Genomic DNA, 16,621 nt, shown 5'->3' on the forward strand with positions numbered 1-16,621 from the left:
GCTCTATTTTACGGAAAGAACCACGTTTCCGCAGCCCACACTGCATTCCCGTAAAGAACCCGCAACCTTTAACCCACTCATTGGGGACAGACTTAAATGAGTACCCAGCCCACCAAAAAGGGGCGCGACCATGACGGCCACACCCCTCAAGACCCGAAAATAATACAACCGCCTTGTTGAGCATAAGTCAGCGAAAACCCGTACACGCGAGCAAGGTGACGTGAAATGAAAGGGCGCAGACCTCATGGTCGCGCCCTTGAAATTGAACGTCAGATTGCCGCGTGTACGGGTTTGCAGCGTCGAGCCGTTACGCGGTTTGGTAAAACCGCGTAACAAATTACGCGAGTTTGCCGCCGACGATCTTTGCCGCGGCCGGCTTATCGAAGTTGCCGCCGGTGGCCTTGCCGAGCGCCCCCATAACCTGGCCCATCTGCTTCTTGGACGTGGCGCCCAGCTCGGCGATGACCTGCTCAATCAGAGCCTCGAGCTCCTCGCCCGAAACCTGGGCGGGCAGCAGGCTCTCCAGAATCTTGACCTGCTCGGTCAGGTTGTCGGTACGATCTTGATCGGTACCGGCCTTGATGGACATCTCCAACGTCTCGCTTGTCTGCTTAATCAGGCGCTTGATCATGCTGTTGACGTCTTCCTCGGTCACGTCGCGGCGCTCGTTGACCTCGATGTTCTTAACCTCGGCCTTGACCTGGCGAATGATAGACAGGCGAACCTTGTCCTTGGCCTTCATGGCGGCAATCATTTCCTGCTGCAGCTCTTCGTTGGTCATCTGCAAATCCTCCTCAATAACATGGGCGGCACTCGCACGAGCACCGCCCCTTGATTACTCAGTCGTCGACGAATCGTCGGTCGAGCTCTTGGTGACGCCCTTCAGGCTCACGTTATAGGGCACGTCCTTGGGCATGGGGTTGACGGTAATGTCGGCATCCTTCGTGTACTTCTCCAGCCACTCGTTGTATGCCGTGCCCGATGCCTGGGTCTTCACCACATTGGAAACGTACTTCTTAATAGCCTTGGGCACCTGATTGATGTCATCGACCTGGCCATCGACATGGAAGTAGTCGGTGCACTTGATGATGTGGTAGCCATACGTCGACTCGACCACGTCGCTCACATCGCCCTTGTTAAGGCCCTCGAGCGCCGTCTGGTAGCTGTCGACAAAGGTGGTGAGCTTATCCCAGCCCACGTCACCCTTCTTCTCCTTGGAACCGGTGTCGTCGGAATACTGCTTCACGGCATCCTCAAAGCTCAGCTCGCCGGAGTTGATCTTATCCAGGCACTCCTGCGCCTTGGCCTTGGCGGCGGCCTTGTCCTCGTCGGAAGCGTCGGAATCAACCTTGATCAGGATGTTCGACGAGCGGCGGGCATCGTTGTAGTTAGACAGGTTCTCGTTAATGTAATCGACAATCTCGCTGTCCTTGGGCTTGCTGGTGGGAGCAACGGCATCCTTAAGCTTCTGCTGCGCCAGGCTCTCCTTGAGCGAGTCCTTGTAGGTGTCCTCGGTATAGCCGTAGGTCTTAAGGGTCTCCTTAAAGGTCTTGGCGCCCCCCGCGCTCTTGCAGGCGTCCTTCCAAGCCTTCTCTACTTCCTCGTCCGAAACCGTCACGCCGTTCTCCTTCTGCGCCTGCTGGAGCAGAATCTGCTGCGTATAGGAATCGATGAGCTGTTTGCGGTACTTCTTGGGCGTCAGGTCGTTATTGACCAGATACTGCGCCCAATCCTTGTCCTTGGTATATCCGTAGGACGTGCGCATGCTCATGATCTGCTTGGTTACGGTGTCCTCGGTGAGGTTGGTTCCGTTGACGGTAGCAGCCACGCCGCCGGTCAGTTTGTAACCCGAGTTATTGTTCTCGGTCTGCGACATCAAACCGGAGCACGCCATGGCCGAGACGGAAAGCAGCATTGCCAGCACGCCGATAACCACCAGAACGATCTTGACGGTCTTGGACACATAGGTCTTGCGCTGCTTCTTACGAGAGCTGGAGGCAGCGCGGGACCGTTGCTCGGGCGTCGGTGCGGCCTCTGGGTTCTTTTTCTTGTTTGCCATAGTTGGCCTTTCGCATCACGAATCGAACAAACGTCATTGTGTCACAACGCAGCCCCGCGGCACGCCTGGTGCATGGGAGACAGGTCAATCTGCACCATTTTGGTGCAAAGGGGACAGCTCCGACAGCTGGGGACGCTCCTTTTCTGCCGGCAGTTAGGGACAGCCCCCAAATGCCAGTCTTAGAAGTGGCGGCGGATGGCGTCGACCATGCCCTGGGACGAAGTCTGACCGAGCACGTCGGCTGCGGCGTCGGCATCCATAAAGATATTCATAAGCGCTTGCAGGGCCTCGACCTGGCCGCCCGGCTCGGCAATACCCAGATTGATGATGATCTGCGCCGGCACGGGGGCACCCATGCCCGCCATAGCATTGAACGTCACGGGCGCGGAGGGCTTCACCACCGCGATATAGGGCTTAGCCACAAACCCCGGATCGGTATGCGGAATGGCAATATTGGCCGCCGGCATGGCGAGGCCTGTGGGATAGATGTCCTCGCGCGTACGGACGGCATCGAGCCAACCGGACGCAATGTAGCCGCGCGGAGCGAGCTCGCCCTCGAGCCGCGCAAACACCTCATCCGGCGTCGCGCACTCCCAATCAAAAAACACCAGCTCAGGCGCGAATAGCATCTCGGCGTTATCCGCCATACCATCCTCCAAAGTTGCATGAGGTTCACAATGCCCCATATGATAGCGAAACCAGACAGGCAAGGTTAGCCGAGGATCCCAATCATCTCGAGTGCGCGGGCAGGCGTCAAGCACACCTCGGGCATCGCCTCCAGCATGCGCCGGTCGCTCGTGACCACGTAGTCAACATCTGCCGTCTCGCCCGAAGCGATGATGAGGTTGTCTTCGAGATCCGGCATGCGCTTGCCAAGCATGCGCGCCATCTCGCACTCTGCCAACGAAAGCGGAGAGGCAGTTGCCACCTGCATCATGTGCTCGATGCAGGCCCATGACGCCGAGGTAAACGGCACGTTAATCCCATTCGCATTCCGCCGGGCCAGACGCCGAGGCAGGATATAGAACACATCCTTTGCCGTCGTGGGCGTGTACAGAAGGTCAATCTTTCCCGCCTCGGCCAGTTCAACTAATCTCTTCGCTTCGTCGAACGCCCCCTCTTGCAGGTAATAATCGAGCCAAACGTTCGTATCTACCAAGAGACGCTTTGCCTCGATCATCGACAATTCGCCTCAATATCGGCAATCATCGTGTCATACATATCATCTCGTACGGCGTCCCAGTCTTCCGCAGATGATCCAACTGGCGCAAAATCCGAAGCACTTAGCCCCAGCGATGAAAAAGCTAGGCCACACCCCTGCTCAGCCAGGCTCTCCGCGCGGGGTGCCTCGCGCTTATCCGTCACCATAAATCCCGGCAACGCTTGATGCTCGACAAGATAGGCCCAAAGCGCACGAACGGCATCGCTCGGTCCCAATCCATTGCGTGTCAGGACCGCATCGCCACCAGCCTTGAGCATAGGATCGATTCGTGTGTTGAGCTGCACCGTTGCTGCACCCATAGCGGCTCCTCTCTACTTGCTAGCAGTATAGCAAACATAAAAGGCCACGCAAAAGGGCCCCGCCCACACACGGACGAGGCCCTATCGGATTTCTTGGAATGGGAATGGTGCCCGTCACGTTATCCAGAGCCCAAAATCAAAGAGGTATTAAGCTGATTGGGGCACATGTGATTCCATATGCCCCAATCAGCTTTTTGATAGTTTACATTGCAAGGAAAACCAAGCGAATCCTTTTACGCACGATGGCGCGCCGGATCAATTGCCACCTTGCCGCTCTCCAACACGTGGACGCGGCCGTCAGCGAGCATCTGCACGACCTCGGGATACAGCACGTGCTCGATCGCATGGATGTGCTCCTCGAGCGTGTCGACGTCCCAGCCTTCCTCAACGGCCAGCGCGCGCTGGGCGATGATGGGACCGTTGTCGTAGATCTCGTTGGCAAAATGCACAGTCACACCGGTCACCTTGACGCCGCGCGTAAAGGCATCGTCGATCGCATGCGCACCGGTAAAGCTCGGCAGCAGCGCCGGATGCAGATTGACAACGCGGTTGGGGAACGCCGCCAGCAGCGGCGTATGCACCATTCGCATGTAGCCAGCCATGACCACATACTCGCAGCCGCGCTCGAGAAGCTCGTGCGCAATAATCTCGTCGGCGGCGATAGGGTCGGCGTAGACACCCTTGGAGAGCGTCAGCGTCTGGATACCCGCACGCTCTGCACGCTGCAGGCCCTTGGCCGAAGGACGGCTCGACACCACGAGCTCGATCGAAGCATTGAGCTTGCCGGCGGCGATCAGGTCGATCAACGCCTGTAGGTTGGTGCCCGAACCGCTGATGAGCACGCCGATCTTGAGCGGCTCGGTGGTATCGGTGCCGGTCGGACGGGTATAGGGCGCAAAACCCAGGCCCTCGGCGGCAGCCGTCTGCTCGTTAGCGCTCATCGGAGTACACGACCTTACCGGAGCCCTCGACGCATTCGCCCACGCGGAACGGCTTCTCGCCCAGCGCGACCAGGGCATCGGTTACCGCGGCCTCATCTTCGGGAGCGACAATCAGGCACAGGCCGACGCCCATGTTGAAGGTCTTGCATGCCTCGTTGGGCGTAAGCTCGGCCTGGTGCGAAACATAGGTGATGACGGGCGGAATGTCCCAGCCCATCTCGGCGCCATTGCGGGTGACCACGGCGTCGACGTTCTCGGCCAACGCACGGTTAAGGTTCTCGGTGATGCCACCGCCGGTGATATGGGCGATGGCGTGCACCGGAGCGCCGCCGCGGAGCAGCTCAAGAATCGGCTTGACGTAGATGCGCGTGGGGGCCAGCAGAGCGTCTGCCAGTGATGCGCCGCCGAGCTCCTCGAGCGGACGGCTCAGCTCCTCGGCCTTAGCGGCGGCCTCGGGCGTACCCGGCTTGATGCCGTCAACGCCGATGACTTTACGCACGAGCGAGTAGCCGTTGGAGTGCACGCCGGTGGAGGGAAGGCCCAGAATCACGTCGCCGGGGCGGACGTTGGCGGGGTCGAGCATCTTGGGACGGTCGACGACACCCACGGTAAAGCCGGCGAGGTCGTAGTCGGCGGGAGCCATGACGCCCGGGTGCTCGGCCATCTCGCCGCCCACGAGCGCGCAGCCCGCGAGCTTGCAGCCGTCTGCCACGCCCTTGATGATCTTTGCCATGTGCTCGGCCTCGATGTGGCCGATGGCAACATAGTCCAGGAAGAACAGCGGCTCGGCGCCCGAAGCCAAAATGTCGTTGACGCACATGGCGACCAGGTCCTGGCCCACCGTCTCGTGACGGTCCATGATCTGGGCGAGGACGAGCTTGGTGCCCACGCCGTCGGTACCGCTGATCAGGATCGGGTCTTCCATATCCTTAAGCGCGGCGGCCGAGAACAGACCGCCAAAGCCACCGATGCCGCCGATAACCTCGGGACGGTTGGTATCCTTAACCATTTGCTTAATAGCGTCGACGGCGCGGCCGCCCTCGGCGGTATCGACGCCGGCATCCTCATACGTCACATGCTTGCTGTCGCTCATCTGAGCCTTCCTCTCCCACTACCGTTTGACACACAGACGCCAAACAGTGCTCATAGTTGCGTTCATATAGGCGCACACCGCAGCGGTGCGCGCCGCCAAATCAACAAAACAGCAGGTAAAACCTACCAAAATAAACCTGTCCCTAAATGGCAGGTTCTAGGCCTCGCCGTGCTTCTCTTCCCAGCTGCGGTCATCGTATTTCTCGACCACGGCGTCGTCGCCAAAGTGCAGCGGCTTATCCAGGTTGCGGGGCTTAAAGCCCTCCATAAACTTGTCGCGGCCAAAGCTCTCGGGAATCGCCACGGGATAACGGCCGGTAAAGCACGCATCGCAGTAGCCGCCCTTGGGCATGACCTTCAGCAGGCCCTCGACCGAAAGGAAGGCCAGCGAATCGGCGCCAATGTACTCGCAGATCTCATCGACCGTCTTGTTAGCGCTGATGAGCTGCGACTGCACGTCGGTATCGATGCCGTAGAAGCACGGCCAGATGACCTCGGGCGAGTTGATGCGGATGTGAATCTCCTTGGCGCCGGCGTTGCGCAGCATCTTGACGAGTTGCACCATGGTGGTGCCGCGAACGATGGAGTCGTCGATGACGACCAGGCGCTTGCCCTCGATATTGTCGCGCAGTGGATTGAGCTTCATGCGCACGCCCATGGCACGCAGCTCCTGCGTGGGCTCGATAAACGTACGGCCCACATAGCGATTCTTGATGAGGCCCTCGCCAAAGGGAATGCCGCTCTCGCGCGAATAACCCTCCGCAGGCGGCAGACCGGAGTCGGGCACGCCGATGACCAGGTCGGCATCGACGGGCTCCTCGTGTGCCAGCTGACGACCCATGTCGTAACGGCAGGCGTAGACGCTCTTGCCATTCATGATGGAGTCGGGGCGGGCAAAGTAGACCTGCTCAAAGATGCAGTTAGCGGGCTCTTTGGCAGCGGGCACACCCTGCTCGGATACCAGGCCCTCGGCACTGATGCGCAAGATCTCGCCGGGACGGACATCACGGACATACTCGGCGCCCACGATATCGAGTGCACATGTCTCGGAGGCAACGACCCAGCCGCCAGCGCGCGTGACATGAGCGGCAGCGTCGACCCTCGCGGCGTCGTCTTGCGACGGTAGCTGCGAAACAGATGCGGCGTCGGCCTGGTCCAGGCCCTCGTCCACGAGCTTGCCCAGCACCAGCGGACGAATGCCATGCGGGTCGCGGAAAGCGTAGAGTGCCTGCTCGTTGATGAGCGTCATGGCGTAGCCGCCGCGCACGAGCTCCATGGTCTTGCGAATGCCCTCGCGCAGGTGGCCCGTACACTGGGTAAAGTAGCCAATGAGCTTGGTCGCGACCTCGGAATCCGAATTGGAGAGGAACGGCACGCCGAGCTCGATCAGCTGGCGGCGCAGCTCGTCAGTGTTAACCAGGGTGCCGTTGTGCGCAAGCGCGATGATGACGCTGTTGATGGTGGAAAGATGCGGCTGCGAGGCTTCCCAGCTCTTGGCGCCGGCGGTGCCATAGCGCACGTGGCCCACAGCCAACTGGCCGGAGAGCGTCGACAGGTCGGCGTTGGAGAACACGCGATCGAGCAGTCCCAGGTCTTTGCGAACCATAACCGTGCCGCCATCGCCCACGGCGATTCCCGCCGATTCCTGGCCGCGATGCTGCAGCGCACGCAGACCAAAGTACGTCAGTCGAGCCACGTCGCGATCGGGTGCCCACACACCAAAGATGCCGCATTCCTCATGCAGCTGGTCGGAGTCCGGATCATACGTCGACATGGTCGTCAGCCGTCCCGTAGCACGCTCGGCCGCGCGGATGGTTTCTTGAGACATGGCATCCCCTCAGAGCCTCGTTATTTGGCGTTACCTGCCCTATTATACGCACGGCAAGACAAGCACTCCCGCGCATGAACAGCGGTTTTTAAAAGCCCACCGAGCTTATAATCCGTTTTGCGGCCAAACATTTTATTGGGTAGTCCACTCTCAGGGGCAACGGCCTCGAAGACTTCCCGTGCGCCGTGTCTCGCCCGCGCTAGGGGCTACATTGTTGCAATTGGGACGTTCGTCCTGTCTTTTAGCTGGTCGTCGGCGTATCCTTGTAGGCTACTACAAGACGAGAAAGGTAGCGTATGGATCGAAATCAACTCGACCCCAGTGTCCCCAGCACCACGGAGGCCAAGAAGATCCCCCTTATCATCAAGGTCTACGCAGTCCTGTGCACCCTATCTGGCGTGGGCACGCTCCCGTCAGTCGCCGTCTTTATGTGGCAGGTCATCACCGCACTCATTAACGGCAACGTCGCCGCTAAGCTCGGTGATAACACCCTGGTCGCGGTTGGCCTTATCGTCGCCGGCATTATGCTCTCGGCGGCAAGCGCGATCATCTTGATCGTCTTTGGCCTGGACCTCATCAAGGACCAGCGGCGCAATGCCGCCCGCCTGTCTTACGTCCTCATCGCATTTACCGTCGTGGAGCTTTTAGTTGACGTGATGCTCCAGGGTATCGGACCCTTCCTGCTGCGCCCCGCCGTCCAGCTTGTCATCCTCATTGCGCTGTCGGCCACCGTCGACCCCACGCTACGCCAGGAGCGCGAACTGCAGCGCCGTTTGCAAGAGATGCTCGACCGCGATGCCGCCGCCGAGGGGATGCTCGGCCGCGACGAAACCGGCGAGGGCTACATCAAGCTCAACTACTTCAACCTGTTCTGGGTATTCTTCGTCTGCAGCGTGTTAGGTCTCATTCTCGAGGAAGTCTGGCATATGGTCGTCGTCGATCCCGGCGTCTATCAGGACCGTGCCGGTATGCTATTTGGCCCCTTTAGCCCCATCTACGGATTTGGCGCGGTGCTCATGACCATGGCGCTCAACCGCTTCTATAAAAAGAATCCTCTGATCATTTTCCTGGTAAGTGCCCTGATCGGCGGCGCTTTCGAGGTATTTGTAGGCTGGTTTATGCAGACCTCATTTGGCGTGGTGTCGTGGAGCTATTCACACATTAGGCTATTCGGCATGCCCGATCCCATCGCGGTATTGACCGGGGGACGCACATGCACGCCGTTTGCCTGCATGTGGGGCCTGGGTGGCCTCATCTGGATCAAGGTCTTGCTGCCGCGCCTGCTTAAGCTCATCAATATGATTCCATGGAAACGCCGCTACTCTGCTACCGTCATCCTGACCGCCGTCATGTTGATCGACGGCGTCATGACGTTGCAATCGCTCGACTATTGGTATCAGCGCGTCAACGGAACCGTTCGAAATATTCCCGTCGCACAGTTCTATGACAAGCATTTCGATAACGAATATATGGAGAACCGTTTTCAGAGTATGACCATGAGCCCCAAGGACGCCACACGCGTGTAGCAAACGCCAGAGCAAAATAGCTCCAACACATCAAAGCCCGCTGGCAGATCTACATGAACTGCCGGCGGGCTTTCGCTATAGACAGACTCGGATTGCCGACGAGGCCTTACGCCTCGCGCTCGACCTCGCTCACGCACTCGTTCTTGATGGTGCCGACGAGCGACTGCAGCGCATCGACCACATGCGGGCGGATATCCCCTCCAATAAGTACAAGCATGATGTCATCGCCCACGGCAAGCTCACCGCTCGCCAGCCATACGCGCACATAGCCGATGCCGGGCATCGCACGCGTCGCTTCGATGGCAGACCGTACCTTGTCGGCGTCGTAGCCAAACACCATGCCGCTTACTTTATGACCCGGCGCCACGCCATCGGTCTTGACACCACGGGCCTCAGACTTGGGCGTTGCGCGCACCACGCCGTTATGCGTCAGGTACATACCGCACGCCGGTGCCGAGACGTCGGCCTTGGCCTCGCGCAGCCAGACATCGACCGAAGGCATCAATTTGCCGCTTTCAAGCATCGCTTCCCCTTTTTTCCGTCGTCGAGTAGCTAATTTGGGACGGGGCTCTTTTAGCTACCCCGGGTATGCAGAATGATTTTGCTGGGTTAGGTGACTGGGGTAGCTAAAAGAGCCCCGTCCCAAATTAGCTACTCTCGAACCGCTTATTCCTCGACCGGCGTGAGTACCATGACTGCGCGCGTATTGCTAAATGACAGTGAGCGGCAGGTCACAAGTGTTACGACCTTGGTTGCCGAAGCGGCACGATCGGTGGCATCGCTCGCCACGGCAGAGGCACCGTCGAGCATCTCGGACAGATAATTTGTCAGCCCGTCGTCGCCCTCAAAGTTGGTCGCGCGCGCCTTGGAGTACGTATCCTCAACCACCTTGGTAGCCAGCGGTCTCAGCTTATACGTGCCATCGCGCGTGATGTAGTACACGTACTCGATGCTATCGAACGTCGCCTGGTCGGTGGTGTCCGAGATCACATTAAACATCGATCCGTCGTTCATATGGTGGCCGTAGATTGTCGTCTGCTGGTCCACCATGCCCGGCGCGACATCTTCGAAGTCCAAGAAAATCGCACCCGACGCATTGGACGTACCGTCAAACAGCGTGTTGAGGTATTTAGAGTTGTCCTTGGCCTGCACCACGGGATAGTTGATGTTGGTATCCGGCACATAAATCCATCCCACGATCTCGGGATTTGCCTTAGCAAGAGCGTCAAAATCGACAATCGGCACGCCGCTCGCATCCTTATCGCTCACGTACTGCTTCTCGATCTTTTGGTACGAATCGCTTGCCTGCTTATAGCCAATCTGAGCATTGATAAAGATGGCGGCGGCGGCAACGATCAGACCGATGCCCACGATGATGAGCAGAATGGGGATGATGGAGCGGCGTTTCTTACGCGGCGGCTCGGTGTAGCTGGACGGAGCGCCGCTCGGTTGCCTCGTCGACCGGGCCTGCTTCTTTGCCGTGCCATATGACGAGGGGCGAAACGCAGCCGGCGTATCCTGACGGCGATGGGACGTCGGCGTTACGGGGCGCGGCGCACGAGCCTGTTGAGGAGAGGATGCCCGACCCTGCTGCATGGAGCGGGCCGATCCCGACTTGGATGGATCGGGGATCTGAGAAGCCGAGAAACGTTTTCCCTGATAGTCGGACATGACTCTCCCTATGATTACAACGGAACGGCAAGCCGCTTAAGCGTCAGCCATCTCCTGCTTCATCTTCTCGATAATTGCGCGATACTCGGGATCGCAAGCACCCAGAATCTGCGTGGCGTAGATGGCGGCGTTCTTGGCGCCGTTGATGGCAACGCATGCCACAGGCACGCCCGAAGGCATCTGCACCATCGACAGCAGCGAATCCATGCCACCCAGATCACTCGTCTTCATAGGCACGCCGATAACCGGCAGCGGCGTAAAGGCAGCCACGACACCGCCCAGATGCGCGGCCTTGCCGGCTGCGGCGATAATCACCTTGATGCCACGGTCGGCGGCAGTCGAAGCCCACTCGTGGACCTTCGCTGGCGTACGGTGCGCGCTGGCAATCACGAGCTCATAGGGCACACCGAGCGCCTCGAGCTCGGCGGTGCAGCCTTCCATAACGCCCAGATCGGACTTGGAACCCATGATGATCCCGACAACCGGCTTTTGATCTGCCATAAACAAAGACCTCCTGTTGAGAGCGGTGACGCGGCCAATCCGCGACCCTTAACTACTGAGAGTAGTATAGCTGCTCCCGTCCCTGCGGTCTGTTGGTGCTCTGCGGCGGCCCGGTGTTTTCATCTTCACTCCGGTTGCTACGCAAAGTCGCTCAGCTAAATAACCCAGCCCGCCGCGGGGCACCCGGGGACCTACCGGGGATTGCCATGACGTACGTTGGCTGAAATATTAACGTGGGCGCCGCCGTTCGAATGAACGGCGGCGCCCACACTCACTTTTCATTTAGCCCTAGTCATCGCGCAAAGTCCCTTCGACAGCACACGGTGCAGCAAAGTCACCGCAGGCCGGGGCGGGAGGGGCCGAGTTTCCTCCTGAGCGACTCTGCTTGCAGCCGGAGCGAAAGGGGGAAATCTCGGCCCCTCCCGCCCCGGCCGACCAGGTCACATTACACCGTGTACTGCGGCAGGTCCTGCAGGGCGATGACGTCCATGCCCATGTCGTTGGCGCTGCCGTGGCCCTGCTGGTCCTCGCGCACCGCCTCGATAGCACTCACGTAGGTGTTGGCGGCAGACATCGCCGTCACGCAGGTCACGCCGCGGCGCACCGCCTCGGTGCGCAACAGATAGCCGTCGCCGCGCGAGCCCGGGCCGTACGGCGTATTGATGATCACCGCGATCTTGCCATCGGCGATAAGGTCACCGATGTTGGGGCGCTCGCCGTCGTGCGGGCCGCTGATCTTTTCCACGACCTCGCACGTCACATTGCCTCCACGCAGCACGCGCGCCGTACCCTCGGTAGAGCAGATGTCAAAGCCCAGATAGCGCAGGATACGGGCAACCGAAAGGATATGGCGCTTGTCGCGATCGCACACGCTAATGAACACCTTGCCAGCGCTCGGATCGGGCAGTTTGTAGTCAATCGCCAGCTGTGTCTTGGCGTATGCCTCGGGATAGCTCTTGGCTACACCCATGACCTCGCCCGTCGACTTCATCTCGGGCCCCAGGATAACGTCGGCTCCCGGGAAACGACCCCAGGGCATAACGGCTTCCTTCATGCAGAAGCAGTCCAGCTGGCGCTCGTCGCTCGGCAGGCCCAGGCTCGCGATGGAATCGCCCGCCATGATGCGCGCCGCGCACTTGGCCAGCGGCACGCCGGTGGCCTTGGAGATAAACGGCACGGTACGGCTGGCACGCGGGTTGGCCTCGATCACGTAGACGGTCTCGCCCTTGATGGCATACTGCACATTGACCAGGCCGCGAACCCCCAGCGCCATCGCGATGCGGCGCGTGGTCTCGCGGAGCTTCGCCTGCAGACTCTCGCTAAAGCTAAACGGCGGAATGCAAGTCGCGGAGTCACCGGAGTGGATACCGGCCTCCTCGATATGCTCCAGAATACCGCCGATGTAGACCTCCTCGCCGTCACACAGGGCATCGACATCGGACTCGATCGCGCCCTCCAGGAAGCGGTCGAGGTACACCGGGTAGTCGGGGCTAATGCGGGCAGCCTCGGCCATGTAATCGTGCAGATGCTTGGCATCGTAGGCGATCATCATGCCGCGGCCGCCCAACACATAGCTCGGACGAACCAGCAGCGGGTAGCCGATATGCGCGGCCACGGCCTCGGCCTCCTCAAACGAGGTGGCCTGACCCGCCGGCGGGTACATAATACCCAGCTTGTCGAGCAGGGCGGCAAAGCGCTCGCGGTCCTCGGCAAAATCGATGGCATCGGGCTTAGTACCCATGATGTTCACGCCGCTCTCCTCGAGCATGCGCGCCAGCTTAAGCGGGGTCTGGCCGCCGAGCGTCACCACGACGCCGTCGGGGCGCTCAACATCGATAACGTCCATGACGTCCTCGTAGGTGAGCGGCTCAAAGTACAGACGATCGGACGTGTCGTAGTCGGTCGAGACGGTCTCGGGATTGCAGTTGACCATGATGGTCTCGAAGCCACGGGCCGCCAGCGCATAGCTTGCGTGCACGCAGCAGTAGTCAAACTCGATACCCTGGCCGATACGGTTGGGGCCGGCACCCAGAATCATCGCCTTGGGCTTATCTGCCGGCGTGGTCTCGTCGGGGGCAACGTACTTCTTGGCGACCGGGCTCGTGCGGTAGATGTTTTCGTAGGTCTTGTAGTGATACTCCGTGGCACTCGAGAACTCAGCAGCGCAGGTGTCGACCGTCTTCATGCTGGGAACCACGCCCAGACCCTTACGGTAAGCGCGAACAAAGCGCTCGTCCGAGCCGGTCAGCGCGGCAATCTCGGCATCGCTCGTGCCATACTGCTTGAGCAGGCGCATCGCGTCGGCGTCGATGTCCTCCACGCGCAGGCCGCGAATGCTCTCCTGGACCTGCACCATATCGTTGATACGGTTGAGATACCACGGATCGATGCCGCAGATGGCATGGATGCGCGCGACATCCCAGCCACGACGCAGGGCCTCGACCACAAAGAAGATGCGGTGCTCAGTCGGGGTGCCCACGGCCTGAGCGAGCTCGTCGTCGCTCAGCTTATCGGCACCTTCCTTGCCACCAGCGCAAATGCCCTGATGTCCGTCCTCCAGCGAGCGCATGGCCTTGCCAAAGGCCTCCTCAAAGGTGCGGCCGATCGCCATGATCTCGCCCACGGCTTTCATGCGCGTTGTGAGCGTGGGGTCGGTACCCTTGAACTTCTCAAAGGCAAAGCGCGGCACCTTGACCACACAGTAGTCGATCGTGGGCTCAAAGCAGGCAGGCGTGGCTTTGGTGATGTCGTTGACGATCTCGTCGAGCGTGTAGCCCACGGCCAGGCGAGCGGCGACCTTGGCGATGGGGAAGCCCGTGGCCTTGGAGGCCAGTGCGGACGAACGGCTCACGCGCGGGTTCATCTCGATGACGATCAGGCGACCGGTCTGCGGGTTCACGGCAAACTGCACGTTGGAGCCACCGGTCTCGACGCCGATCTTCTCCAGAATGGCGAGCGAGGCGACACGCATGCGCTGATACTCAAGGTCGGAGAGGGTCTGCGCCGGCGCCACGGTGATGGAGTCGCCGGTATGCACGCCCATGGGGTCGAGGTTCTCGATGGAGCACACGATGATGCCGTTGCCGGCGTGGTCGCGCATGACCTCCATCTCGTACTCTTTCCAACCCTCGATGGACTCCTCGACCAGTACCTCGTGGGCGGGCGAAAGCTCAAGGCCCTGGCTCACGATGGAGACGAGCTCCTCGTGGGTGTGCGCGATGCCGCCGCCGGCGCCGCCCAGGGTAAAGCTCGGGCGCAGCACGCAGGGATATCCCACGCGCTCGGCGATGGCCTCGGCGTCGGCCACGCTGTAGGCATAGCCCGAGCGCGCGACCTCCAGGCCGATCTCGGCCATGGCCTCGTTAAAGAGCTTGCGGTCCTCGCCGCGCTCGATGGCGGCAAGGTCGCAGCCGATCATCTCGACGCCGTACTGGTCGAGCGTGCCGTCCTTTGCCAGCTCGACGGCGGCGTTCAGACCGGTCTGGCCGCCCAGCGTGGGCAGCAGCGCGTCCGGGCGCTCCTTCTTGATCACGCGCTCGATAAATTCGGCGGTGATGGGCTCGACATAGGTGCGGTCGGCCAGGCCCGGGTCGGTCATGATGGTCGCCGGGTTGGAGTTGACCAGGATGACCTCAAAGCCATCCTCCTTGAGCACCTTGCAGGCCTGGGCGCCGGAGTAATCGAACTCGCAGGCCTGGCCAATGACGATGGGACCCGAACCAATGACGAGGATACGCTTGATGTCAGTACGCTTAGGCATGTTAGTTCTCCTCGGTCTCGGTCGTGGCGGAACCATTGTCGGCAAAGTTCCAGCCCTGCAGGCGGTCCTTCGCGGTGTCGATGTCCAGGTAGTTCTCCTCGCCGTCCATGAGTCGCGTAAAGGCGGTAAAGAGATAGTGGGCATCGGTGGGGCCGGGCGAGGCCTCGGGGTGGTACTGGACCGAGAAGCACGGGGCGTCGAGCAGCTGAATGCCCTCGGCGGTGCCGTCGTTGAGGTTCACGTGCGTCAGGCGAATGCGGCCAAAGCGCTCGTTCATCACGACGGGCGCGATACCACGGCGCACCCAGACGCGCAGATCGCCGTCGGCCGCATGCTCGGTCTCGCCGCCCGAAAGTTCGGGGACAAGCTTGCCCAAGCTGGGGAACAGCAGGCCAAAGCCATGGTTTTGCGCGGTAATTTCCACGCGGCGGCTGACCAGATTCATAACCGGCTGGTTACCGCCACGGTGACCGAATTTGAGCTTTTCCATCTGGGCACCGCATGCCAAGCTGATCATCTGGTGACCTAAGCAAATGCCAAAGACGGGCACCTTGCCGATCAGCTGCTGCACCTGCTCGTAGGTCTCTACCACGGCATCGGGGTCGCCGGGACCGTTGGACAAAAAGACGCCATCGGGATTCATGTCGAGTACCTGACGCGCGGGTGTATCCCATGGCACGACGGTGAGGGCGCAGCCAGCACGGACCAGACCCTCCAGGATGCCACGCTTGACACCGCAGTCGTACGCGACCACGTTGTGGCGGGCGGGAGCGGGGGCCGCAAGCGCAAAGCCATGCTCGGCAGGCAGATCGCTTCCGGCGAACGGATGGGGCGCAGGGCAGCTCACGGTCTTGACCAGGTTCTCCCCCACCAGCGTGGGAGCAGAGGCCAAGCGCTCGGCAAGCTCGTCGATGTCGAGGACCTCGGTCGAGATAATGCCCATCTTGGAGCCATTGTCGCGCAGGTGGCGCACCAGGGCTCGGGTGTCGACGCCCTCGATAGCGACGATGCCGTGTGCGCGCAGGTACTCTGGCACGCTGACGGCCGAGCGCCAGTTAGAAGGCGTGGCACACATGTCGCGCACGATCATGCCGCGCATGGCGGGAGCACTCGCAGGGCGTACGTCATCGCCGGGGAAGGCGGACTGGACATCGGTCTCGTCGATGCCATAGTTGCCAATCTGCGGATAGGTCATGGTAACGATCTGGCCAGCATAGCTCGGGTCGGTCATAACCTCAAAGTAACCCTCGAGTGAGGTATTGAAGCAGACTTCGCCGGTCGCGGTGCCCTCGGCACCACATGCACGGCCATAAAAAATGGTCCCATCCTCAAGGTACAGGATGCAGGGACCGCAAGCACCCTTGCTAGTTTTGGCCAGCATGCGCTGGCACAGTTCGCTGGGCGCGATGGTGCGGGCGGCAGCGCCCGCAATATGGTTGTTCGCCATAGTTCTCCTTCCCGGTCTCTCGGGACCGGCTTAAAGGTGTGTAGTTAGGCCTCGTGGTATTCTAACCGTAAGTATGCCGTATGGCGTTAATTACATAGAATTGTTTACAAAATGATAATTATGACTTCTTATGCATAATGATTTTTCTGGGACGGGGATTAAAAAAGGCTCTGTTAGACCAGGATTGACATGCCGACCTGCCGGCTAACTCGCCGTCTCCTCGTCGGGCGCCGGCGTCTTGACCCTCATCTCGAACGGCATCCCGCCCTCTCGGA

14 protein-coding genes are annotated in these 16,621 nt (G+C 60.4%); 1 reads left to right on the forward strand and 13 read right to left on the reverse strand.

Going from position 1 to position 16,621, the window contains the following annotated elements:
• Nucleotides 1-337 precede the first annotated feature (337 nt).
• The 8 genes from ACTQ05_RS06620 to ACTQ05_RS06655 form a co-directional block, all read right to left on the reverse strand.
• Nucleotides 338-781 (reverse strand): GatB/YqeY domain-containing protein, encoded by a 444-nt coding sequence (locus ACTQ05_RS06620; RefSeq protein WP_427795123.1) that lies wholly within the window; start codon nucleotides 779-781, stop codon nucleotides 338-340.
• A 54-nt stretch (nucleotides 782-835) separates the two neighbouring features.
• Nucleotides 836-2,059, reverse strand: coding sequence for a peptidylprolyl isomerase (locus ACTQ05_RS06625; protein ID WP_441538478.1), 1,224 nt, complete (start codon nucleotides 2,057-2,059; stop codon nucleotides 836-838).
• 179 nt (nucleotides 2,060-2,238) lie between these two features.
• Nucleotides 2,239-2,706: a PTS sugar transporter subunit IIA gene (locus ACTQ05_RS06630; protein ID WP_441538480.1), complete on the reverse strand. Its 468-nt coding sequence runs from the start codon at nucleotides 2,704-2,706 to the stop codon at nucleotides 2,239-2,241.
• A gap of 65 nt (nucleotides 2,707-2,771) precedes the next feature.
• A complete protein-coding gene (locus tag ACTQ05_RS06635; protein WP_441538482.1) occupies nucleotides 2,772-3,239 on the reverse strand; it encodes a PIN domain-containing protein in 468 nt (155 codons plus the stop codon).
• Nucleotides 3,236-3,580 carry a type II toxin-antitoxin system RelB/DinJ family antitoxin gene (locus ACTQ05_RS06640; RefSeq protein ID WP_427795604.1) on the reverse strand — a complete coding sequence of 115 codons (345 nt, stop codon included), beginning with the start codon at nucleotides 3,578-3,580 and terminating at the stop codon, nucleotides 3,236-3,238. Before ACTQ05_RS06640 ends, ACTQ05_RS06635 begins: the two co-directional genes overlap by 4 nt.
• 233 nt (nucleotides 3,581-3,813) lie before the next feature.
• Nucleotides 3,814-4,521, reverse strand: coding sequence for a phosphoribosylglycinamide formyltransferase (gene purN / locus ACTQ05_RS06645; RefSeq protein ID WP_441538484.1), 708 nt, complete (start codon nucleotides 4,519-4,521; stop codon nucleotides 3,814-3,816).
• The gene (gene purM / locus ACTQ05_RS06650; RefSeq protein WP_441538486.1) at nucleotides 4,511-5,614 is read right to left on the reverse strand and encodes a phosphoribosylformylglycinamidine cyclo-ligase; all 1,104 of its coding nucleotides are present in this window, start codon (nucleotides 5,612-5,614) and stop codon (nucleotides 4,511-4,513) included. Before purM ends, purN begins: the two co-directional genes overlap by 11 nt.
• Nucleotides 5,615-5,770: 156 nt before the next feature.
• The gene (locus tag ACTQ05_RS06655; protein WP_441048755.1) at nucleotides 5,771-7,441 is read right to left on the reverse strand and encodes an amidophosphoribosyltransferase; all 1,671 of its coding nucleotides are present in this window, start codon (nucleotides 7,439-7,441) and stop codon (nucleotides 5,771-5,773) included.
• 296 nt (nucleotides 7,442-7,737) lie between these two features.
• Here ACTQ05_RS06655 and ACTQ05_RS06660 point away from each other — a divergent pair, with 296 nt between their 5' ends.
• Nucleotides 7,738-8,967, forward strand: a complete 1,230-nt coding sequence (locus ACTQ05_RS06660) for a putative ABC transporter permease (RefSeq protein ID WP_148331752.1) — start codon at nucleotides 7,738-7,740, stop codon at nucleotides 8,965-8,967.
• A gap of 106 nt (nucleotides 8,968-9,073) precedes the next feature.
• Here the strand turns inward: ACTQ05_RS06660 and ACTQ05_RS06665 are convergent, their stop codons facing one another.
• From ACTQ05_RS06665 to carA, 5 genes are all read right to left on the reverse strand, one after another.
• A complete protein-coding gene (locus ACTQ05_RS06665; protein ID WP_441538488.1) occupies nucleotides 9,074-9,490 on the reverse strand; it encodes a molybdenum cofactor biosynthesis protein MoaE in 417 nt (138 codons plus the stop codon).
• 143 nt (nucleotides 9,491-9,633) lie between these two features.
• Nucleotides 9,634-10,638 carry a class B sortase gene (locus ACTQ05_RS06670; protein ID WP_441538490.1) on the reverse strand — a complete coding sequence of 335 codons (1,005 nt, stop codon included), beginning with the start codon at nucleotides 10,636-10,638 and terminating at the stop codon, nucleotides 9,634-9,636.
• Nucleotides 10,639-10,674: 36 nt separating this feature from the next.
• Nucleotides 10,675-11,139 (reverse strand): 5-(carboxyamino)imidazole ribonucleotide mutase, encoded by a 465-nt coding sequence (gene purE / locus ACTQ05_RS06675; protein ID WP_154516732.1) that lies wholly within the window; start codon nucleotides 11,137-11,139, stop codon nucleotides 10,675-10,677.
• A gap of 445 nt (nucleotides 11,140-11,584) precedes the next feature.
• Nucleotides 11,585-14,899 (reverse strand): carbamoyl-phosphate synthase large subunit, encoded by a 3,315-nt coding sequence (carB, locus tag ACTQ05_RS06680; protein WP_441538492.1) that lies wholly within the window; start codon nucleotides 14,897-14,899, stop codon nucleotides 11,585-11,587.
• A gap of 1 nt (nucleotide 14,900) precedes the next feature.
• The gene (carA, locus tag ACTQ05_RS06685) at nucleotides 14,901-16,346 is read right to left on the reverse strand and encodes a glutamine-hydrolyzing carbamoyl-phosphate synthase small subunit (protein WP_441538494.1); all 1,446 of its coding nucleotides are present in this window, start codon (nucleotides 16,344-16,346) and stop codon (nucleotides 14,901-14,903) included.
• Nucleotides 16,347-16,621: the final 275 nt, after the last annotated feature.

Source organism: Collinsella sp. LCP21S3_A9 (genome assembly GCF_052118785.1).
GTDB lineage: Bacteria > Actinomycetota > Coriobacteriia > Coriobacteriales > Coriobacteriaceae > Collinsella.

Coding starts and splice junctions, on each gene's coding strand:
- ACTQ05_RS06620 (WP_427795123.1), bottom strand. CDS start 781: ATGACCAACGAAGAGCTGCAGCAGGAAATGATTGCCGCCATGAAGGCC.
- ACTQ05_RS06625 (WP_441538478.1), bottom strand. CDS start 2,059: ATGGCAAACAAGAAAAAGAACCCAGAGGCCGCACCGACGCCCGAGCAA.
- ACTQ05_RS06630 (WP_441538480.1), bottom strand. CDS start 2,706: ATGGCGGATAACGCCGAGATGCTATTCGCGCCTGAGCTGGTGTTTTTT.
- ACTQ05_RS06635 (WP_441538482.1), bottom strand. CDS start 3,239: ATGATCGAGGCAAAGCGTCTCTTGGTAGATACGAACGTTTGGCTCGAT.
- ACTQ05_RS06640 (WP_427795604.1), bottom strand. CDS start 3,580: ATGGGTGCAGCAACGGTGCAGCTCAACACACGAATCGATCCTATGCTC.
- purN (WP_441538484.1), bottom strand. CDS start 4,521: ATGAGCGCTAACGAGCAGACGGCTGCCGCCGAGGGCCTGGGTTTTGCG.
- purM (WP_441538486.1), bottom strand. CDS start 5,614: ATGAGCGACAGCAAGCATGTGACGTATGAGGATGCCGGCGTCGATACC.
- ACTQ05_RS06655 (WP_441048755.1), bottom strand. CDS start 7,441: ATGTCTCAAGAAACCATCCGCGCGGCCGAGCGTGCTACGGGACGGCTG.
- ACTQ05_RS06660 (WP_148331752.1), top strand. CDS start 7,738: ATGGATCGAAATCAACTCGACCCCAGTGTCCCCAGCACCACGGAGGCC.
- ACTQ05_RS06665 (WP_441538488.1), bottom strand. CDS start 9,490: ATGCTTGAAAGCGGCAAATTGATGCCTTCGGTCGATGTCTGGCTGCGC.
- ACTQ05_RS06670 (WP_441538490.1), bottom strand. CDS start 10,638: ATGTCCGACTATCAGGGAAAACGTTTCTCGGCTTCTCAGATCCCCGAT.
- purE (WP_154516732.1), bottom strand. CDS start 11,139: ATGGCAGATCAAAAGCCGGTTGTCGGGATCATCATGGGTTCCAAGTCC.
- carB (WP_441538492.1), bottom strand. CDS start 14,899: ATGCCTAAGCGTACTGACATCAAGCGTATCCTCGTCATTGGTTCGGGT.
- carA (WP_441538494.1), bottom strand. CDS start 16,346: ATGGCGAACAACCATATTGCGGGCGCTGCCGCCCGCACCATCGCGCCC.